This window comes from Streptomyces sp. NPDC053426 (genome assembly GCF_055585405.1).
Genome location: NZ_JBVJKE010000030.1, coordinates 39986 through 60008 on the forward strand (window position 1 = coordinate 39986; position 20023 = coordinate 60008).

The window sequence follows — 20023 nt, forward strand, 5'->3', positions numbered from 1 at the left end:
GGGTCCGGCCATACAGGGGCGCGGGGCTGTGCCGATGTGCGGCTCCGCCGCGTGGGCGCGAAGGGGGTCCGGCCATACAGGGGTGCGGGGCTGTGCCGATGTGCGGCTCCGCCGCGTGGGCGCGAAGGGGGTCCGGCCATACAGGGGCGCGGGGAACTGCGCGAAGGGGGTCTGGGGGCGAAGCCCCCAGGGACGGGACGGGAAGGGGCGGCGGGGGCGAAAAACGACCGCCCCACGACCAGACCCCCCGCACGGCCCGCTCGACGAAACCGCCGCACCCGAAGACCCCGGCCACCAGGCCACCCACGCCACACGCCCCCCGAAGCCCGCCGCAGGCGACCGAGGTGCGAGACTTGCCGCATGCCAGTCCTCGACCCCAATCCACAGAACGGCCAGAAGAAGATGCTGCTCGTCTTCGGCGCGTTCTTCGCCATCTTCATCGTCATCGGCGTGATCGCGACCGTCCTCGCCCCATGACGCCCCATGGTGGTGCTGGCACCACCATCCCCTAGGGGGCCAGGCTCAGGGTCAAGTGGGTGGGTCACCGGATGGGTTGGGACCCCAGGAATCCGTACCTTCGAGATGTGGCCGCGAGACGCGGGCCACGGACCATTCGAAGAGCGGAGGCCCCCATGCCGGCGCGCACGCACACCCGGCCCCACCCGGCCCCCCGGGGCGCCGTCGACACCCGGCTGCCGTGGTGGGCCCTGGCCCTGCCCACCCTCGCCTTCGTCGCCCTGCTCACCCTGGTCCTCAACCCCGCCGACGCCCACGCAGCCGTCGGCGATCCCGCGCTCACCCACCTCGTCGAGCGCGCACAGCAGCTCATAGCCCGCTGAACACCCCCGGAAGCGCCGGTCAACTCCCTGCGCCCCATGGCCTGTTTCATGCGAAGCTGGGTCACATGAGCGTCGCAGAACCCCGCAGGATTGTCCTTTTCCGGCATGCGAAAGCCGACTGGCCCCCGGTCTCCGACCACGAGCGCCCACTCGCCGAGCGGGGCCGCATGGATGCCGCCGTCGCCGGGCGCAAGCTCGCCGACACCGGTATCGCCTTCGACCTGGCCCTGTGCTCCACCGCGGTCCGGACCCGCGAGACCTGGAAGCTCGCGGTCCACGAGTTCCCCGAGCGGCCGAAGACCGTCTACGAGGAGCGGGTCTACGATGCCTCGCCCGGCGAGCTGATCGCCCTGCTCAACGAGACCCCCGACGACGCGCAGAACGTCCTCCTGGTCGGCCACAACCCGGGCGTCCAGGGACTCGCCGACATCCTGGCCGGCGCGGCGGAGGGCGACGCCCGCGAGCGCATGAGCCGGCTCGGCTACCCGGCCGCCGCCTTCGCCGTCCTGTCCTTCACCGGTTCCTGGAAGTCCCTCGAGCCCGGCGTCGGCACGCTGGTCGACTACTGGGCGCCCACCGAGTGACACCCGGCACGGCAGGGGCCCGGCACCCGGCGTCCGTCGGTGCCGGGCCCGCCCGTCGCCGGGCTGTGCCCCGGTCCGGGCGGCTCAGCCCACGTCGAGCGTGTCCGCCGCCTCGACCTCTTCGCGGGTGACGCCGAGCAGGTACAGGACCGTGTCCAGGAAGGGGAAGTTCACCGCCGTGTGCGCGGCCTCGCGCACCACCGGCTTGGCGTTGAAGGCGACACCGAGCCCCGCCGCGTTCAGCATGTCGAGATCGTTCGCACCGTCACCGATCGCCACCGTCTGCGACAGCGGCACACCCGCCTCGGCGGCGAACCGGCGCAGCAGCCGGGCCTTGCCCGCCCGGTCCACGATCTCGCCGGTGACCTTGCCCGTCAGCTTCCCGTCGACGATCTCCAGGGTGTTGGCCTGGGCGAAGTCCAGCCCCAGCCGCTCCTTCAGATCATCCGTGACCTGGGTGAACCCACCCGAGACCACGCCCACTTGGTAGCCGAGACGTTTCAGCGTACGGATCAGGGTGCGGGCGCCCGGCGTCAGCCGCACCTCGCTGCGGACCTTGTCCACCACGGAGGCGTCCAGCCCCTCCAACAGCGCCACACGCGCGTGCAGCGACTGCTCGAAGTCCAGTTCCCCGCGCATCGCGGCCGCCGTCACCTCGGCGACCTCGTCCTCGCAGCCGGCGTGCGCGGCGAAGAGCTCGATCACCTCGTCCTGGATGAGCGTGGAGTCCACGTCCATGACGACCAGGCGCTGCGCCCGCCGGTACAGCCCCGCCCCGACCACGGCCACGTCGACCCCGAGCCGCGCCGCGTCGGTCACCAGCGCGGTCCGCAGCGGTTCCGTCTCCACGCCGGACACCGCGAACTCCACGGCGGTCACCGGGTACTTGGCGAGCCGGAAGATGCGGTCGATGTTGCCGCCGGCCTTGGTGATCCGCGCGGCGATCGCCGCCGTCGCCTCCGAGGTGAGGGGGTGTCCCAGCACGGTGACCAGGGAGCGGCCGAGCCCGCGCGGACGGTTGTCGCCCTTGCCGGAGATGATCTCCGCCTGCATCTTCATCGACTCCGCCCAGCTGTGGACGGTCGCCCGCAGATCCCCTTCCAGCCCCTTGGGCGGCTCGGTCACGAGCGCGCAGAGCACGATGCGGCCACGGGTGACGACCTGCTCGATGTCGACCACGTCGACCGAGTAGGCGGCGAGGGTGTCGAAGAGGCCGGCCGTGATGCCCGGCCGGTCCTTGCCGAAGATCTTGACAAGGAGGGTGGGAACGTCGGTGGTCTGCGATGCGCTCATGGTGTTCCCACCGTATCCGGCACCCAGTGCCTCGCGCCTCCGAGGTCCGCCAGCCGGACAATGAACACGGCCCGTCACCGGGGTGTCCCGGAGCTTACGTACGGTCCGGCTTCCGGGGCGCCGGGGGAGGGGGCGGCGGAGGCGGCGGAGGCTCGTCCGGCCACGACGGCGACCGCCCCCGCGCCCCGGTTCCCCGCCGGTTCGGCTCGACCGGCCCGATCACGGTGGGCGCCCCGTAGACATCGCCGCTCCCCTCGGAATCCCCGGCCACCTGCGGCTCACCATCCCCCGACACCCCACCCGCCGCAGGCACCGCATCCTCCGGCTCCCGCGCCCCGGCCTCCCGCGACCCGCGCGGCCCCGCCTCCCGCGGCTCCTGCTCCCGGTGCGCTTCCCGCGGCCCTCGCGCCGACGGCCTCCGTGGCTCCTCCGTCCCGGCCTCCCGCTCCCCGTGCGGTCCTCGCGGCGGTGACCCCCACGGCCCCGGCGCCCCGGCTTCCCGTGCCCCGTGCGGTGCTCCCGGCGGCCCCCACGGTTCTTCCCGCGTCCCCGACTCCTGAGACCCCCGCGGCTCCCGCCCCACCCGCAAATACGGATTGGTGTCCGGGTCGGGGGCCCGGTAAGGAACCCCCGGCTCGTACGGCCCGGGGGCCGGTGACCCGTCCGCGCCCTCGACGCCACCCACCGCCCGCCACCCACCGCCCGCCTTCATGTCACCCCGTGCCAACGGCGCCGCCCGCACCCCCGCCGCCCCGCTCGCCCAGGCCAGCAGCGCACCCGTCGCGCCCGCACCCGTGCCCCACACCGCGCCCAGCAGGAGCGCCGTGCCGAGCCTGCCGCGCAGCTCGATGCCGGCGCCGAACGCGTCGAAGCCCAGCACGGACAGCGAGGCGTTCGCCGACACCTCCGTCAGCCAGGCCAGCAACGGCAGGGTCAGCGCCGTAGCGGCACCCAGCCGCAGCGCACACCGCCCCGCGAAACCGGCCGCTCCGCGATCAGCCGCCTCCCCGACCGGCGTGCGCACGCCCGTCAGCACCCCCGCCAGCAGCATCATCAGCGCGGCGGCCACCGCCAGCAGCCACACCCGCCCGTCGAACTCCGCCAGCCGCCCCAGCGTGACGGACCGGTCCGAGCCGGCCCGCAGCAGATCGTCCACGGGGTGCGGCAGCACCCCGAGCAGCGCTCCGCTCGCCCGCCCGTCCCACGGCACGAACAGGCCGAGCGGTACGCCGATCCACACCCCGTTCGGCGCCCCCAGCAGCGCCGCCCCCGCGATCCGCCGGGGATGGTCGTCGCCGATCGCCGCGTACCCCGCCGCAGCGAGCCCCGCCGCCACCGCCACCAGCCCCACCGCGACGAGGGCGGACACCGCCGGCCGTACGACACGGTGCACGGCGTCCCAGCCGTCCGGCAGGGGAGTGCGGCGGGACGCCAGCAGCGCGACGAGCAGGACGCCGGCCGCCCAGCCGAGGCCACCGAGCAGCGTCGGCACCGTGTCGACGGCGAACCCCACCGCCGCCTCCGCGTCGACGAGATCACCCACCCGGTCCGGCAGCAGACCCCCGACATCGCCCAGCCCCGGGATCTCGACCCCGCCACCACCCACCCCCGGCAGGTCGTCGAGGTCCAGCGAGCCCCCGTCGATGGTGATGACGTCGTGCCCCGCCCAGACCAGCCCGCCCGTCATCGCCACGAACAGCGCGACCACCGCGCCCGCACGCGCGAGGAGTTCGGCGCCGGAGACCACGACTCCCGCCGCCCGCAAGGACCGCAGGAAGAAGTACGACAGCAGCAGCGCGCCCACCAGACTCACACCCAGCGGCGTGACCTCCACGGCCGTGCCGGCCTCCGCCCCCGACAGCCCGAAGGCGGACACGTCACCGGACGGCGTGACCGAACCGCCCGCCCCCAGAGCCACCACCGCGGCGGTCATCGGACCCAGCGAACCGGCCGCGTCCGCGTCCAGCAGACGCAGCCCGAGCGCCGCCGTCCCCGTCATCCCGATCAGCGCCCAGCTCACCGCGGCGACCGCGGACATCACCACATCGCCCCACGGCACGCGCGCACCGTGCTCCGCTCCTCCGCTGCCCGTGGCAGCACCCATGGCAGGCCCCCCGATCCGCGACGCGGCGTGACGGCCGCACATGTCCCTCTCGCGTGGTTTACCACTCTCCGGGCCGATTTCAACCCCCGTTGACGAAAGCCGGTGAACACCTTGGTGCGCGCTCGTGACAGGGCCGACTTTCGGTCAGAGGGCCGAGCCTGAAATAGTTCCCCCCGATGTTCGCCATCCCTAGACTCCCTGCGACGGGGGAAATTCGGGGGACAACTCAGTGGGGCATGGAGTGCCGGAACTCGTACTGGAATCAAACGGACGGACCTGGACGCTCGATCCGTCCAGGGCATACACCCTCGGACGCGATCCGCAGGGGGACGTCGTGCTGGACGACGCCAGGGTCTCCTGGCGTCACGCCACGATCAGCTTCAACGGGCGCAGTTGGGTCATCGAGGACCACGGCAGCACCAACGGCACGTTCGTGCAGGGGCAGCGGATCCACCACCTGGAGCTCGGCTCCGACACGGTGCTGAACCTGGGCAACGCGACCGACGGCCCGCGCGTGACGCTGTCCGGCGCAGGCGCCGGTGCCGCGGCCCCGGCCGCCACGCCGCAGGCGCAGCCGCAGCAGCCGTACGCCGCCCAGGGCGCGAACCCCGGCTGGTCCCAGCAGGCGCCGCCGCAGCAGCAGCCCGCCCAGCAGCCCGGCTGGCAGCAGCCGCAGCAGCCGGCACCGCAGCAGTCCGCGCCGCACATCCCGCAGCAGCAGGGTCCCGGCGGCGGCGCGGGCGCGCCGCCGGTCTACGGCGACCGCAGCCCCACCACGTTCCACCAGTTCTCCCTCGGCCGCGTGATGCGCATCGGCCGCGCCCTGGAGAACGACCTGGTCGTCTCCGACCTCCAGGTCTCCCGCAACCACGCCGAGTTCCACTCGACGCCCGACGGCCGCATGGAGATCCGCGACCTCGGCTCGCACAACGGCACGTACGTCAACGGCCAGCCGATCGCCAAGGGCGGCGCCCAACTGCTCGGCCCCACCGACATCGTGGGCGTCGGTCACTCGACGTTCCGGATCGTCGGCGACCGGCTCGAGGAGTTCGTCGACACCGGTGAGGTGTCCTTCTCCGCCCGCCACCTGACGGTCACCGTCGACGGCGGCAAGCAGATCCTCAAGGACGTCTCCTTCGGCGTCCCCGAGAAGTCGCTGATCGCGGTCATCGGCCCGTCAGGATCCGGCAAGTCGACCCTGCTCAAGGCGCTCACCGGCTACCGCCCGGCCAACCAGGGCGAGGTCCTCTACGACAACCGGAACCTCTACAAGCAGTTCGCCGAGCTGCGCCAGCGCATCGGTCTGGTCCCGCAGGACGACATCCTGCACAAGGAGCTGACCGTCAAGAAGGCCCTCAAGTACGCGGCCAAGCTCCGCTTCCCCGCCGACACCACGGCCGCCGAGCGCGAGTCCCGCATCGACGAGGTGCTGCGCGAGCTCAAGCTGGACATCCACAAGGACAAGAAGGTCACGTCCCTGTCCGGCGGCCAGCGCAAGCGCGTCTCCGTCGCCCTGGAGCTGCTCACCAAGCCGTCCCTGATCTTCCTGGACGAGCCCACCTCCGGCCTCGACCCGGGCATGGACCGCGACGTCATGCAGCTCCTGCGCGGCCTCGCCGACGACGGCCGTACGGTCCTCGTCGTCACGCACTCGGTGGCCGAGCTGGCGATCTGCGACAAGCTCCTGGTGATGGCGCCCGGCGGCTCCGTCGCCTACTTCGGCCCGCCCGAGGAGGCGCTGAACTTCTTCGGCTACGACACCTGGGCCGACGTCTTCTCCGCCTTCGAGAACTACCGCGACTACGACTGGGCGGGCCGCTGGAAGGGCTCGCAGCACTACCAGATGTACGCCGCGGACATCGACGCGGTCGCACCGCAGTCCGTACAGGTGCCGCCGATGCAGGCGATGCGGCCACCGAAGCCGCAGGGCTGGATGTCACAGTTCGTGACCCTGGTGCGCCGCTACCTCTCGGTGATCATCTCCGACAAGGGCTTCCTCGCCCTGATGGTGATCCTGCCGGCCGTCCTCGGCGCGGTCAGCCTGCTCATCGACGCGGACAAGGGCCTGCTGCCCAACCCGCCCAACGCGGCGGGCCGGATCATCCCGAACGGCACGGCGACCACGGTCCTGCTGATACTCGCGGTGGGCGCCTGCTTCGCGGGCGCGGCGAACTCCGTGCGTGAGCTGATCAAGGAACGGGTCATCTACGAGCGGGAGCGCGCCACCGGCCTGTCCCGCTCGGCGTACCTGATGTCCAAGGTGTTCGTGCTCGGCATGATCACCGTGCTGCAGGGCCTGCTGGTCGGCGTGATCGGCTTCTCCAGCCGGGAGATCCCGGAGGAGGGCCTGGTCTTCGGCGGCTTCACGCTGCTGGAGCTCTCCGTGCCGATCATGGCGCTCGGCTTCACCTCGATGATGTTCGGCCTGATCATCTCCGCGCTGGTGAAGACCGCGGAGAAGACCATGCCGCTGCTGGTGATGTTCGCGATCATCCAGGTCGTCTTCACCGGCTGCCTGTTCGCCCTGCACGGCTCGATCGGCGTCAACCAGTTCTCGTTCCTGATGCCGTCGCGCTGGGCGGTCGCCGCCTCGGGCGCCACGCTGGACTTCAACAAGATCAGCCCGCCGGAGACGGCCGGCGACACGGACCCGCTGTGGGAGCACACGGTCGGTGCCTGGGTGATGGACATGGGCGCGCTGATCGCCCTCGGTGTGATCTGCGGCTTCTTCGTGGCCCGCTTCCTGCGCCGCCACGAGCCCGAGGTCATGCGCAAGTAGTCCGCGCCGTACGGCTCCGAAGGGCGGCACCCCGTCAGGAGGGTGCCGCCCTTCGGCGTCTTCGGTTCGCGAGAAGAGGTCCGCGCCGACCTCAGTACGCGCTGTCGACGTTGTCCATGGTGCCGTACTTGTCGGCCGCGTAGTTGCAGGCGGCGGTGATGTTGGCGACCGGGTCGTAGATGTTCTTCGAGGTGCCCGGGACGTGGTAGGCCTCGAACGTCGGCGGGATCACCTGCAGCAGGCCCTTGGACGGGATGCCGTTCTGGGCGTTGATGTCCCAGAGGTTGATCGCCTTCGGGTTGCCGGAGGACTCCCGCATGATGTTGCGGTGGATGCCCTCGTAGGAGCCGGGGATGCCGTGCTTCTTCATGATGGCCAGGGACTCGCGGATCCAGCCGTCCAGGGTGTCGCTGTAGGTCTTCTGCGGGGCGGCCTGCTTCACCTCGGCGCGCTCGGCGGCACGGCTGGCGGCCTCCTCGGCCTGGCGGGCCTTCTCCGCCTTGGCCTCCGCGGCGGCAGCGGCGGCCTTCTTCTCGGCGGCGGCCTGGGCCGCGGCCTCCTTCTTCGCCGCGATCTGCTCGACCTTGACGCTGGAGCCGGCGACCTGGTCGGTGACGCTCGCCTTGACGTCCTGGATCGGCTCGGTGCTGTACGCGACCTTCGCCGTGGGGGCGGCGGCCTCGGCCGTGGTGGCCGTGGACGCGTTGCTCGGGACGGCCGAGAGACCGATGGCGGCGGCGCCGAGGGCCGCGACACCGGCGACGGCGATCTTGTGGTGACGGGTCAGGGCACGACTATGACCACGGGTGAGGATGTTCTTGGACATGCGGGATGGACCTCTTCGAATAGCGCGGAGGTCGCTCAACGTCCGGTGGGGACAGGGTGCTTCCGGCACAAACGCCGCGGGGAGATACCCACGGCGCTGAGCGACGCAGCCATTCTTAGCGGCCGCAAAATCGCTGGGCAAAGGTGTGACGTACGAAGCCGGGTAGTGGATCAGGGAGGGGCAAACCGGGGCAGAGGGGGCAGTATGCCCCGCTCACACGGGCAGTATGTCTCTCCTAATCCTCTTCGTACGTGATGTGCGCCCTATGCCCGGCCTCACACCGACCACCCTCCGCCCTCACCGGTGGTTGCTGGAGCAATGCTCTGTGTGAGGAGATCCCGTCACTCCGGCAGAACCAGGTGCACATCGCCGAACTCGTGCCACAGATAGCGCCCGCGCAGCGCCTCCTCGTACCCCCGGTCGATCGCCGCCCGGCCCGCGACCGCCTCCAGCATCAGCAGGTGCGAGGCCTCCGGCTCGTGCAGCCCGGTCAGCAGCCCGTCCACCACCCGCACACCGCGCTCGGGCGTCACCACCAGACCGGTCCACCCCGCGCGGGCCCGCACCACGCCGTCCGCACCGGCCGCCGACTCCACCGCCCGCACGGCCGTCGTCCCCACCGCGATCACCCGGCCGCCCCCCGCCCGCACCGCCCCGATCAGCCGCGCCGACGCCTCCGGCACCACGAACCGCTCCGGATACGGCGGCTCGTGCGCCTCCGCCGACGCCACCCCCGTGTGCAGCGTGACCGGGGCGAACTGCACCCCCCGGCTCACCAGCTCCGCCACCATCCGCGCGGTGAACGGACGCCCCGCACTCGGCATCTCCGCACTCCCCGCACCGTCCGGCGACGGCAGCGCGAACACCGTCTGGTACGCCGACAACGGCTGGTCCCGCTCCGTGTACGCGTACCGGATGGCCCGCCCGTGCTCCCGCAGCACCCCGAGCACGTCCCCCGACACCCGCGCCCACCACAGCCGCTCCCCGCGCGCGCTCAGCGGCTCCTCCGGTACCAGCCGCACACCACCGACCAGCCGCACCTCTGTACCCGCGGGCGCCCCCGCGCGCGCACGCGTGGTGCCGTGCCCGTCGGGATCCCGCAGCTCGACCGCCCACCGTCCGTCGTCACCGCGCGTGGAGAAATGCACCACCACGCGCGTCTGCCCGATCCACCCCCCGACCGCCGCCGCCAGCGTCGGCGAGGTGTTCACCACCAGCAGGTCCCCGGCCCGCAGCAGCCCCGGCAGCTCCACGAAGGCGTGATGCGACACCGCCGTGCCCCGCGACACCAGCAGCCGCACCGAGTCCCGCTCAAGACCCGGCCCCCGCTGCTCCACCGGCACCCGCGCGGACAACTCCTCCGGTACCTCGACGGCCACGGTCATCGCCGCTCCTCCAGCAGCGCCGGGGCGCCGTAGCGACCGCTCGCCGGCCGCTCGTCCAGCAGCCGCAGGAAGGCGGGCACCACGGTGGCCGGCTCAGGACGCGGATCGTCGTCGTCCGGTACGGCCGCCGCGTACAGGTCCGTCGCCATGTCCCCGGGATCGACCGACCACACCCGCAGCCCCGGCTCCTCCACCGCCAGCACCGCCGCCAACTGGTCCAGCGCCGCCTTGGACGCCCCGTACCCGCCCCACGTCGGATACGCCTCGGCGGCGGCGTCCGAGCTGACCACCAGCACCGCCCCGGCCGCCGCCGACCTGAGCAGCGGCAGCGCCTCCTGCACCAGGCCCAGCGCCGCCACCAGGTTCACCTCCAGCGCCCGCCGCAGCCCGTCCAGCGGCAGCTCCTCCAGCGGGACCAGCGGCTCGGCGCCCAGCGCGCTCGCGTTGTGCACCACCAGGTCCACCCCGCCCAGCCGCCACGCCGCCGCCACCAGCTCCGCGCGGTGCGCGGCGTCCGTGACGTCCCCGGGCAGCGCCGTCACGCGCGTGCCGTGCGCCGACACCAGCCCCGCCGCCTCCGCCAGCGGAACCGGGTCCCGCGCGTCCAGCACCAGATCCCAGCCGCGCTCCGCCAGCCCCCGGGCGAGCGCCTCCCCGAGCCCCTTCGAAGCCCCCGTGATGATCGCAACCGGCATGACAACCGTCCCCTCGTCCTCGGACGCCGCTCGATCGGCGTGCCCTCAACTTAGGGACCGGCCCCCCGCCACCGCCTCGGCCCCGGGACGCAACGCCCCGGGGCCCTTCGCCCTACGCCACCGACCCCGGTCCCGCGGTCCTACGCCCCGACCGGGACGGCGGGACCTTCGACCTAGGTCCCGCGGCCCGCCCGACGGCCGCCACACGTCCGATCCCGCTGTCACCGCCCGCCGGTACCGTGAGGACATGAGCCACGGCCCCCGGTCCGGCCTCGCCGCGGTGAGCTCCGCGTTGCTGGCCATGAGCAGGCACCTCGAGGTGCGCGACGTCCTCAAGACGATCGTCGCCTCGGCCCGCGAACTCCTCGACGCGCAGTACGCCGCGCTCGGCGTGCCCGACGACCACGGCGGCTTCGCCCAGTTCGTGGTCGACGGCGTCAGCGACGACCAGTGGAAGGCCATCGGGCCCCTCCCGCGTCAGCACGGCATCCTCGCCGCGATGCTTGACGAGGCCACCACGCAGCGCCTCGCCGACGTGCGCCGCGACCCCCGCTTCGGAGGCTGGCCCAGCGCCCATCCCGACCTGGTCGACTTCCTGGGCCTGCCCGTCCGCGACGGCGACGAGGTCATCGGCGCGCTCTTCCTCGCCAACAAGAACTGCCCCAAACCCGAGGGCACCTGCGGCTTCACCGCCGACGACGAGGAACTGCTCGGCATCCTCGCCCAGCACGCCGCCATCGCCCTCACCAACGCCCGGCTCTACGAACGCAGCCGCGAACTGACCATCGCCGAGGAACGCTCCCGCCTCGCCCACGAGCTCCACGACGCCGTCAGCCAGAAACTCTTCTCCCTGCGGCTCACCGCCCAGGCCGCCGCCCGCCTCGTCGACCGCGACCCCTCCCGCGCCAAGGGCGAACTCCAGCAGGTCGCCGCCCTGGCCGCCGAGGCCGCCGACGAACTGCGCGCGGCGGTCGTCGAACTGCGCCCCGCGGCCCTCGACGAGGACGGCCTCGTCGCCACCCTGCGCACCCAGATCCAGGTCCTCGACCGCGCCCACACCGCGCGCGTGACCTTCACCGGGCACGGCGTACGCGCCCTCCCGGCCGCCCAGGAGGAGGCGGTGCTGCGCGTCGCCCAGGAGGCACTGCACAACGCGCTGCGGCACTCCGGCGGCGACCACGTCGACGTCACCCTGGACCGCCGCGGCGGCGGAGCGGTCCTGCGGGTCAGCGACGACGGCGGCGGCTTCGACCCGCGGATCGTCCGCCGCGCGGGCCGTCATCTGGGCCTGGTCTCCATGCGGGACCGGGCGAGCGGGGTCGGCGGCAGGCTGACCGTGGAATCGGCGCCCGGCAAGGGCACCACGATCGAGATGGAGGTCCCCGGTGGCTGACGCAATCAAGGTGCTGCTGGTCGACGATCACCAGGTGGTACGCCGGGGTCTGCGCACCTTCCTCGAGGTGCAGGACGACATCGAGGTCGTCGGCGAGGCCGCGGACGGCGCCGAGGGGGTCGCCCTGGCGGGGGAGCTGGGGCCCGACGTCATCCTCATGGACGTCAAGATGCCCGGCATGGACGGCGTGGACGCGCTGCGGCGGCTCCGCGAGCTGGACCACCCCGCGCGCGTGCTGATCGTCACCAGCTTCACCGAGCAGCGCACGGTGGTCCCCGCCCTGCGCGCGGGCGCCGCCGGTTACGTGTACAAGGACGTCGACCCCGACGCGCTCGCCGGAGCCATCCGCTCCGTGCACGCCGGGCACGTCCTGCTCCAGGCGGAGGTGGCCGGCGCGCTGCTGTCCCAGGAGGAGACCGGCTCAGGCACGGGACGCGCGGGCTCCCTCACCGAACGGGAGCGCGAGGTGCTCGGGCTCATAGCGGACGGCCGTGCCAACCGGGAGATCGCCCGCGCCCTGGTGCTCTCCGAGAAGACCGTGAAGACCCACGTCTCGAACATCCTGATGAAACTCGACCTGGCGGACCGCACGCAGGCCGCGCTGTGGGCCGTACGCCATGGTCTGAGCGGCTGACCCGTGACGCCTCGGATCGGCCGGAAGGTTCCCCTCCGATCCGAGATTCATACCGTAGTGGGAATGTCCCTCGGATGGCCGTATCCATCGTCCGCTCCGGCCGTTCTCCAGTGCACGCCGCGGCGCCTGCCGCGGTCATCGCAAGGAGGGCTCGGAAAGTGAAGAACCTGAAGAAGGCAGCGGCCGTGACGATGGTGGCCGGCGGTCTGCTCGCGGCCGGTACGGGGATGGCCTCCGCCACCGACGGCAGCCACGCCGACGGCACGGCCGTGGGCTCCCCGGGCGTCGTCTCCGGCAACGTCGTCCAGGTCCCGGTCGACGTCCCGGTCAACGTGTCCGGCAACAGCATCAACGTCATCGGCGTCCTGAACCCGGCCTTCGGCAACACCGCCGTCAACCACTGACGCGCACCCCACAGCCCCGGCCGCCCGCCCCCACCGAGCGCCGGGGCTCCGCCATACCTCCCCGCTCTCCGCGGGCAACCGCATGCCGCGTTCCCGCGGGCACCCGCACGCCACGCCCCCGCCCTCCGCGGGCAGTCGTGCCGCTGGGGCGGCACGGGTGGGCGCGACGGCACCCCGCAAGCGCCGGGCAGCGCGACCCACCCCCGCCCAGCACCAACACCGGCCACGCGACCCCGAGGGACGCCACCGCACCAACACCGGCCACGCGACCCCGGGGCCCCTCACCCCACCCCCCGCTCCTCCACAACGGAGTTGTACGCAGCCACCTGCGCCCGCCGAGCCGTCCGCTCCACCGGCCGCAACGCCCCGGCCCGCGCCGAAATCTCCGAAGCGCTCACCGCACCCCCGTGCCCGTGCACCCCCGCCAGCGACACCAACGCCCCCACCCGCTGCGCCAGCTCCAGCACCCGCACCGCCCGAGGCGGATACCCCGGCGCCAACACCTCCCGCCCCCGCGATCCCATGGCCCGCGCCCGATACGCGTCGATCGCCGCCTCCGCCACCGGCCCCGACCCGGCCACATCCAGCCGCGTCAACACCTCCGTCGCCTCCCGCAACGCCTCCGCCAGCTCCCGCTCCGCCTCCCCGAGCGACGGCACGTCCGCCGGCGGCGCCACCCGCACCGGCAGGCAGTGCCACACCACCTCCACACGCACATCACCCGCGGGCCCGGCCTCATACACCTCCGGCACCAGCCCGACCGCGGCCCCGGAACAGACCACCGCCTCCTCCGCCTCCAACGCCCGCGCGTTGAACTCCGGCGGCCCGCTCAGCCCCAGCGGATGCCCCGGCGCCGGCAGCGCCACCCGCAGCCCGCTCACCCCCAGCGCCCGCAGCCGTCCCAACGCCAGCGTGAGCCCCACCGGCGCCGACTCGCCCGGCAGCCCCTCCACCCGGTGCACCGCGTCCTCCCCGACGATCGCGAGCACGGCGTCATCCGGTGAGACAAGTCCGGCAAGAAGGGCGTTTCCCCAAGCGGCAAGGCGTCCAGAGCGAGGTTCCGAGAGCATGCGTACACCCTAGACAGAGCCCGAGAACCGGACCGGAGGAATGTCCGGGTGGACCAGTGGCGTAGATTTCATGATGGGCTGCGCCCACGGGTGCGGCGGACCGACCCACAGGCGTACGCGACAGCCGAGACCGGCCACACTGCAAGGGGAGACAACGCGCTCATGAGCGATGTTCTGGAGCTTCAGGACGTATCCGTGGTCCGTGAGGGCCGGGCTCTGGTGGACCAGGTCTCCTGGTCGGTCAAGGAGGGCGAGCGCTGGGTCATCCTCGGCCCCAACGGCGCCGGCAAGACCACCCTCCTCAACATCGCGTCCAGCTACCTCTACCCCAGCAAGGGCACCGTCGGCATCCTCGGCGAGACGCTCGGCAGGCCCGGCACCGACGTCTTCGAGCTGCGCCCCCGCATCGGCGTGGCCGGCATCGCCATGGCCGACAAGCTGCCCAAGAAGCAGACCGTCCTGCAGACCGTGCTCACCGCCGCCTACGGCATGACCGCCGGCTGGCAGGAGGAGTACGAGGACATCGACGAGCAGCGCGCCCGCGCCTTCCTCGACCGCCTCGGCATGTCCGAGTACCTGGACCGCAGGTTCGGCACCCTCTCCGAGGGCGAGCGCAAGCGCACCCTCATCGCCCGCGCCCTGATGACCGACCCCGAGCTGCTGCTCCTCGACGAGCCCGCCGCCGGACTCGACCTCGGCGGCCGCGAGGACCTCGTGCGCCGTCTCGGCCGGCTCGCCCGCGACCCGATCGCCCCCTCCATGATCATGGTCACGCACCACGTCGAGGAGATCGCCCCGGGCTTCACCCACGTCCTGATGATCCGCCAGGGCAAGGTCCTCGCCGCCGGCCCGTTGGAGCTGGAACTCACCTCCCGCAACCTCTCCCTCTGCTTCGGCCTTCCGCTCGTCGTCGAACAGGTCGGCGACCGCTTCACCGCCCAGGGCCTCCCGATGTCCTGATCCCGCCCCGCGGCCCAAGACCCGGAGCCGCACGGCGCGTTCGAACCGATCGGCGCCCTGTCGGCGACCGGGTGTGCGGTCCTACCATGACCACGTGGACATCGACGCATGGCTGTGGTGGCTGATCGGCGCGGCGGTACTCGGCATCGGGCTCGTGATCACCGCGATGCCCGAACTCGGCATGCTCGCGGTGGGCGCCGTCGCCGCGGCAGTGGTCTCCGGCATCTTCGGCGGCGGCGCCGTCGCCCAGGTCGTGGTCTTCGCCGTCGTCTCGACCGCCCTCATCGCCGTCGTACGGCCCATCGCGAACAGACACCGCGCCGGGCGGCCCCAACTCGCCACCGGCGTGGACGCCCTGAAGGGGAAACAGGCCGTCGTCCTGGAGCGCGTCGACGGATCCGGCGGCCGGATCAAGCTGGCCGGCGAGGTCTGGTCGGCACGCGCACTCGACGCCGGCCGCGCCTATGAAGCAGGCCAGGAAGTGGACGTCGTGGACATCGAGGGAGCCACGGCCATCATCATGTGACCGGGCACGACACAACTGGGGCGAACAACCCCCCAGTTGCACCGATGGTCTGTCAGACTCGACCAGCAAGATCTTCAACAGCGAGATCTTCCACAGGCACAAGAGCTGCCGTAGGCGCCGAGGCTAAGAAGGGTTCGGGGAACCGACGATGCAACCGATCATCATCGTCCTGATCATCCTGGTGGTGTTGGTCTTCATCGCCCTGATCAAGACGATCCAAGTCATCCCACAGGCCAGCGCCGCCATCGTCGAGCGCTTCGGCCGCTACACGCGGACACTCAACGCGGGCCTCAACATCGTCGTCCCGTTCATCGACACCATCCGCAACCGCATCGACCTGCGCGAACAGGTCGTCCCGTTCCCGCCGCAGCCGGTGATCACCCAGGACAACCTGGTCGTCAACATCGACACCGTCATCTACTACCAGGTGACCGACGCCCGGGCCGCCACCTACGAGGTGGCCAGCTACATCCAGGCCATCGAACAGCTCACCGTCACCACGCTCCGCAACATCATCGGCGGCATGGACCTGGAACGGACCCTCACCTCCCGCGAGGAGATCAACGCGGCCCTGCGCGGCGTCCTCGACGAGGCCACCGGCAAATGGGGCATCCGCGTCAACCGCGTCGAGCTCAAGGCCATCGAACCGCCCACCTCCATCCAGGACTCGATGGAGAAGCAGATGCGCGCCGACCGCGACAAGCGCGCCGCGATCCTCCAGGCCGAGGGTGTCCGCCAGTCCGAGATCCTGCGCGCCGAGGGCGAGAAGCAGTCCCAGATCCTGCGCGCCGAGGGCGAGGCCAAGGCGGCGGCCCTGCGCGCCGAGGGCGAGGCCCAGGCGGTCCGTACGGTCTTCGAGGCGATCCACGCCGGGGACCCGGACCAGAAGCTCCTCTCCTACCAGTACCTCCAGATGCTCCCCAAGATCGCCGAGGGCGACGCCAACAAGCTCTGGATCGTCCCCAGCGAAATCGGCGACGCCCTCAAGGGCCTCTCCGGAGCGATGGGCAACTTCGGCTCCATGGGCGGCAACGGCACCCCGGCCCCCGCCAACGTCCCACCCCAGGAACGCCGGGAGAAGCCCTCGATCGACTGAGGGCACCCTGGAAACACGGGTTCCCCGCACCCCTCAGGGGCGCGGGGCCCTGTCGATATGCGGCTCCGCCGCGTGGGCGCGACAAGCCACAACGCACCCGCAGCCGACGAAGCACAAAGCCCCCTACGGCGACATACCTACGCCGCGTCCAGCGCCAACCACTCGGGCAACGCCTCGAACTCCTCGGCGCCCAGCGCCAACAACATCGCATCGGCCGGCGTAGGCTCGAACGGCCGCCGCAACAGCGGCATACCCGCCTGCTCAGGCGTCCGGTTCGCCTTCCGGTGATTGTCCTCCGCGCAGGACGCCACCGTGTTCAGCCACGTGTCCTGCCCGCCGTGCGACCGCGGCACCACGTGGTCCACGGTCGTCGCCCGCCGCCCGCAGTACGCGCACCGGTGCCGGTCCCGCACCAGGACACCCCGCCTCGACCAGGGCGCTTGTCTTCGGAACGGCACCCTCACGTACTGGCAGAGCCTGATCACCCGGGGCGCCGGTATGTCGACCGCGGCTCCACGCATCCGCAGCTCGGGGTGGGCCTGCTCGACGACGGCCTTGTCCTGAAGCACCAGAACGACGGCTCGGTTCAGCGTCACCGTCGACAACGGCTCGAAGCTCGCGTTCAGTACCAGCGTGTCCCGCATACCAGCCCACCTCCCGTGTGCACCGGCCCACCCCTCGGCGGGCTGGGGTCAACTCTGGCCGGGCACGCCGAGATGGACAACGCAATATCTGCTGCTCCTGCGGGAGGTGACCCCCGCGACCCCCGGCAACAAAAATGCCCGCCCCTGATCAATTCCAAGACCAGGGGCGGGCAAACGTTCCATGAACGCTCAAGGCCGCGCGGGAAACCGCTCAGGACTCCGCGGGCACCTCGTACTCACCGATCAGCTGGGCACGCCCCAGCGTGTGGAACCGCAGGTTGAAGCCCACCACGGCGGGAGACGCGTCCGAGTCCGGACCGAGCTTCTCCTGGTCCACGGCGTACACCGTGAACACATACCGGTGCGGCCCGTCCCCGGGCGGCGGCGCGGCACCACCGAAGTCCTTGCCGCCGTAGTCGTTGCGCGCGTGGACCGCGCCCTCGGGCAGCCCCTCGAACGTGCCACTCCCCGCACCGGCCGGCAGCTCGGTCACCGTGGCCGGGATGTCGAACACCACCCAGTGCCAGAACCCGCTGCCCGTCGGGGCATCGGGGTCGTAGCAGGTCACGGCGAAGCTCTTGGTCTCCGGCGGGAACCCCTCCCACCGCAGGTGCGGGGAGGTGTTGCCGGCCGCGTGGACCTGAGCGTCCTTGAGCGTCGCCCCCTCCTGCACGTCCTCGCTCGACACCGCGAACGACGGCACGGGCGGATGGAAGTCGTGGGGGAGCGGCCGCCGCCTGAGCTCGGTCACCTCGGTACCTCCTGATCGGTTGCGTTCAGTCGGAAACCGAGCCTAGAACCAGTTGCGCTTGCTGCCGACCTCCGACAGCCACTGGTTGAGGTACGCCGTCCAATCGGTCCCCTGGTAGTCGTTCAGCCCCACCTTGAAGGAGCGGAACGTGTCGCTGCCCTCGCTGAACAGACCGGGCTTCTTGTCCATCTCCAGCACGACGTCCATGGCCTGCTCGTCGGCCACGAAGCTCAGCTCGACCTGGTTCAGCCCCCGGTACTGCTGCGGCGGGAAGAACTCGATCTCCTGGTAGAACGGCAGCTTCTGCCGGGTGCCCCGGATGTGGCCGCGCTCCATGTCCGCGTTCTTGAAGCGGAAGCCCAGCTGGATGAACGCGTCCAGGATCGCCTTCTGCGCCGGCAGCGGGTGCACGTTGACCGGGTCCAGATCACCGGAGTCCACGGCCCGCGCGATCGCCAGCTCGGTGCTCACCCCGATGTTCATCCCGCGCAGCGGCTGCCCGTCGATCATCGTGATCGGCGTCTCCCACGGGATCTCCAGCCCGAACTGCACCGCGTGCACCGCACCCGCCTGGATCTCGAAGGCACCCCCCAGGCTCGACTTGGTGAACTCGATGTCCTGCTTGTACTCCTGGTCGCCGTTCTCCACCTCGACCTTGGCCTGCAGCCCGACCGACAGACCCTCGATCTGCTGGTTCACGGACCCGCCCTGGATCCGCACCTCGCCCTGGACGACACCGCCCGGAACCACGTTGACCTCGTGCAGCACCGTCTCGACCGAGGCCCCGCCGGCACCCAGGCTCGCCAGCAGCTTCTTGAACGCCATGTCTCTCCCTCTCCAGGCGACCCCCGTGGGCCACACCTGATCCGTCGTCCTGCGTCGAGTCGTACGTATGGACCCTTGATCCCTAACAACGCGATCCGGCCGTGGCCGGTTCCGCGTCCCCCACCCTGGCAACCGCGGAGCCCGCTGACCACCCCGCGGCGCCGCCCGTCTCCAGTACCCTCGGACGGCATGATCGCGACCCCCGACCGTACGCCCCTGCCCAGAGAGTTCTTCGACCGCCCCGTCCTCGAGGTCGCCCCCGACCTCCTCGGCCGGATCCTGGTCCGCACCACCCCGGACGGTCCGATCGCCCTCCGCCTCACCGAGGTCGAGGCCTACGACGGCCAGAACGACCCCGGCTCCCACGCCTACCGCGGTCGCACCGCCCGCAATGACGTGATGTTCGGTGCGCCCGGCCATGTGTACGTCTACTTCACCTACGGCATGTGGTTCTGCATGAACCTCGTGTGCGGCCCCGAGGGCCGCGCGAGCGCCGTGCTCCTCCGCGCGGGCGAGATCATCGAGGGCGCCGAGCCGGCCCGCAGCCGCCGCCTTTCGGCCCGCAACGACAAGGAACTCGCCAAAGGCCCGGCCCGCCTGGCCACGGCCCTCGGCGTCGACCGCGCACTCAACGGCACGGACGCCTGCACCGCGGGCGACACCCCGCTGCGCATCCTCACCGGCACCCCCGTGCCCTCCGACCGGGTGAGCAACGGCCCGCGTACCGGAGTCTCCGGTGAGGGAGCCGTTCATCCCTGGCGCTACTGGGTCACCGACGACCCGACGGTGAGTCCCTACCGGGCCCACGTGCCACGACGCCGTCGAAGTTGACTCGACCTTGGAAGGTGCGTAAGGTAGCCCGAGCCGCTTGAACCGGGTACGGCGATCGCCTGCAGCCGGAAGCGGCCAACCCACTACCTACGATCACCCCTCAGCGGGGTCGAATTCGTCATGTCCGCATGTCTGAATTCCGAACCGCGGAGCCCGATTATGAATCGAGCGAGGGAATCGGTTAACGTAGTGAATGTCGAAAGGCCGACAGGCGAAAGTCGAGGGCTCGACGGCACACCCCGCCGACCGGGAATCAGGCCCGAAAGGATCTGATAGAGTCGGAACCGCCGGAAAGGGAAACGCGAAAGCGGGAACCTGGAAAGCGCCGAGGAAATCGGGTCGGAAAGATCTGATAGAGTCGGAAACGCAAGACCGAAGGGAAGC

Annotated in this window: 20 protein-coding genes; 11 read left to right on the forward strand and 9 right to left on the reverse strand. The window is 71.5% G+C overall.

Features of this window, described 5'->3' with window-relative positions:
• The first annotated feature begins 360 nt into the window (after positions 1-360).
• From ACZ62B_RS36705 to ACZ62B_RS36715, 3 genes are all read left to right on the forward strand, one after another.
• Positions 361-477 (forward strand): SGM_5486 family transporter-associated protein, encoded by a 117-nt coding sequence (locus tag ACZ62B_RS36705; RefSeq protein ID WP_006132620.1) that lies wholly within the window; start codon positions 361-363, stop codon positions 475-477.
• A gap of 155 nt (positions 478-632) precedes the next feature.
• The gene (locus ACZ62B_RS36710) at positions 633-839 is read left to right on the forward strand and encodes a hypothetical protein (protein ID WP_344563814.1); all 207 of its coding nucleotides are present in this window, start codon (positions 633-635) and stop codon (positions 837-839) included.
• A gap of 65 nt (positions 840-904) precedes the next feature.
• The gene (locus tag ACZ62B_RS36715) at positions 905-1423 is read left to right on the forward strand and encodes a SixA phosphatase family protein (protein WP_073937428.1); all 519 of its coding nucleotides are present in this window, start codon (positions 905-907) and stop codon (positions 1421-1423) included.
• Between the two features lie 84 nt (positions 1424-1507).
• Here ACZ62B_RS36715 and serB read toward each other — a convergent pair whose 3' ends face one another.
• Together serB and ACZ62B_RS36725 are read right to left on the reverse strand one after the other, a co-directional pair.
• Positions 1508-2716, reverse strand: coding sequence for a phosphoserine phosphatase SerB (gene serB / locus ACZ62B_RS36720; protein ID WP_344563813.1), 1209 nt, complete (start codon positions 2714-2716; stop codon positions 1508-1510).
• Between the two features lie 94 nt (positions 2717-2810).
• Positions 2811-4820: a streptophobe family protein gene (locus ACZ62B_RS36725; protein WP_469693718.1), complete on the reverse strand. Its 2010-nt coding sequence runs from the start codon at positions 4818-4820 to the stop codon at positions 2811-2813.
• 241 nt (positions 4821-5061) lie between these two features.
• Here ACZ62B_RS36725 and ACZ62B_RS36730 point away from each other — a divergent pair, with 241 nt between their 5' ends.
• Entirely contained in the window at positions 5062-7599 is a 2538-nt protein-coding gene (locus ACZ62B_RS36730) for an ABC transporter ATP-binding protein/permease (protein ID WP_469693736.1), read from the forward strand.
• A 91-nt stretch (positions 7600-7690) separates the two neighbouring features.
• Here ACZ62B_RS36730 and ACZ62B_RS36735 read toward each other — a convergent pair whose 3' ends face one another.
• From ACZ62B_RS36735 to ACZ62B_RS36745, 3 genes are all read right to left on the reverse strand, one after another.
• Complete coding sequence (locus ACZ62B_RS36735; RefSeq protein WP_468885608.1) at positions 7691-8425, reverse strand: transglycosylase SLT domain-containing protein; 735 nt, start codon at positions 8423-8425, stop codon at positions 7691-7693.
• Positions 8426-8766: 341 nt separating this feature from the next.
• Positions 8767-9810 carry an S-adenosylmethionine:tRNA ribosyltransferase-isomerase gene (locus ACZ62B_RS36740; protein WP_468888732.1) on the reverse strand — a complete coding sequence of 348 codons (1044 nt, stop codon included), beginning with the start codon at positions 9808-9810 and terminating at the stop codon, positions 8767-8769.
• Positions 9807-10505, reverse strand: coding sequence for an SDR family NAD(P)-dependent oxidoreductase (locus tag ACZ62B_RS36745; protein WP_383463969.1), 699 nt, complete (start codon positions 10503-10505; stop codon positions 9807-9809). Before ACZ62B_RS36745 ends, ACZ62B_RS36740 begins: the two co-directional genes overlap by 4 nt.
• A gap of 247 nt (positions 10506-10752) precedes the next feature.
• Here ACZ62B_RS36745 and ACZ62B_RS36750 point away from each other — a divergent pair, with 247 nt between their 5' ends.
• From ACZ62B_RS36750 to ACZ62B_RS36760, 3 genes are all read left to right on the forward strand, one after another.
• Positions 10753-11898, forward strand: coding sequence for a GAF domain-containing sensor histidine kinase (locus ACZ62B_RS36750; protein ID WP_469693727.1), 1146 nt, complete (start codon positions 10753-10755; stop codon positions 11896-11898).
• Positions 11891-12532 carry a response regulator gene (locus ACZ62B_RS36755; protein WP_085575691.1) on the forward strand — a complete coding sequence of 214 codons (642 nt, stop codon included), beginning with the start codon at positions 11891-11893 and terminating at the stop codon, positions 12530-12532. The genes ACZ62B_RS36750 and ACZ62B_RS36755 overlap by 8 nt, the downstream gene beginning before the upstream one ends.
• Before the next feature lie 158 nt (positions 12533-12690).
• Positions 12691-12936: a chaplin gene (locus ACZ62B_RS36760; protein ID WP_073937419.1), complete on the forward strand. Its 246-nt coding sequence runs from the start codon at positions 12691-12693 to the stop codon at positions 12934-12936.
• Between the two features lie 281 nt (positions 12937-13217).
• On the opposite strand, the gene ACZ62B_RS36765 is transcribed toward ACZ62B_RS36760, so the two are convergent.
• Positions 13218-14006, reverse strand: coding sequence for a hypothetical protein (locus ACZ62B_RS36765; RefSeq protein WP_344563798.1), 789 nt, complete (start codon positions 14004-14006; stop codon positions 13218-13220).
• A 162-nt stretch (positions 14007-14168) separates the two neighbouring features.
• On the opposite strand from ACZ62B_RS36765, the gene ACZ62B_RS36770 reads away from it, so the two are divergent.
• The 3 genes from ACZ62B_RS36770 to ACZ62B_RS36780 all read left to right on the forward strand — a co-directional run bounded on the left by ACZ62B_RS36770 (position 14169) and on the right by ACZ62B_RS36780 (position 16588).
• Positions 14169-14966: an ABC transporter ATP-binding protein gene (locus ACZ62B_RS36770; RefSeq protein WP_344563796.1), complete on the forward strand. Its 798-nt coding sequence runs from the start codon at positions 14169-14171 to the stop codon at positions 14964-14966.
• A 94-nt stretch (positions 14967-15060) separates the two neighbouring features.
• Positions 15061-15492 (forward strand): NfeD family protein, encoded by a 432-nt coding sequence (locus ACZ62B_RS36775; RefSeq protein ID WP_073937416.1) that lies wholly within the window; start codon positions 15061-15063, stop codon positions 15490-15492.
• A gap of 148 nt (positions 15493-15640) precedes the next feature.
• A complete protein-coding gene (locus tag ACZ62B_RS36780) occupies positions 15641-16588 on the forward strand; it encodes an SPFH domain-containing protein (protein ID WP_469693731.1) in 948 nt (315 codons plus the stop codon).
• 137 nt (positions 16589-16725) lie between these two features.
• Here the strand turns inward: ACZ62B_RS36780 and ACZ62B_RS36785 are convergent, their stop codons facing one another.
• From ACZ62B_RS36785 to ACZ62B_RS36795, 3 genes are all read right to left on the reverse strand, one after another.
• Positions 16726-17232 carry an HNH endonuclease gene (locus ACZ62B_RS36785; RefSeq protein WP_073937413.1) on the reverse strand — a complete coding sequence of 169 codons (507 nt, stop codon included), beginning with the start codon at positions 17230-17232 and terminating at the stop codon, positions 16726-16728.
• 211 nt (positions 17233-17443) lie between these two features.
• A complete protein-coding gene (locus ACZ62B_RS36790; protein ID WP_344563790.1) occupies positions 17444-17983 on the reverse strand; it encodes a YbhB/YbcL family Raf kinase inhibitor-like protein in 540 nt (179 codons plus the stop codon).
• Positions 17984-18025: 42 nt separating this feature from the next.
• Entirely contained in the window at positions 18026-18808 is a 783-nt protein-coding gene (locus tag ACZ62B_RS36795) for a sporulation protein (RefSeq protein WP_344563788.1), read from the reverse strand.
• A 189-nt stretch (positions 18809-18997) separates the two neighbouring features.
• Here ACZ62B_RS36795 and ACZ62B_RS36800 point away from each other — a divergent pair, with 189 nt between their 5' ends.
• The gene (locus ACZ62B_RS36800; RefSeq protein ID WP_469693734.1) at positions 18998-19639 is read left to right on the forward strand and encodes a DNA-3-methyladenine glycosylase; all 642 of its coding nucleotides are present in this window, start codon (positions 18998-19000) and stop codon (positions 19637-19639) included.
• The last annotated feature ends 384 nt before the right edge of the window (positions 19640-20023 follow it).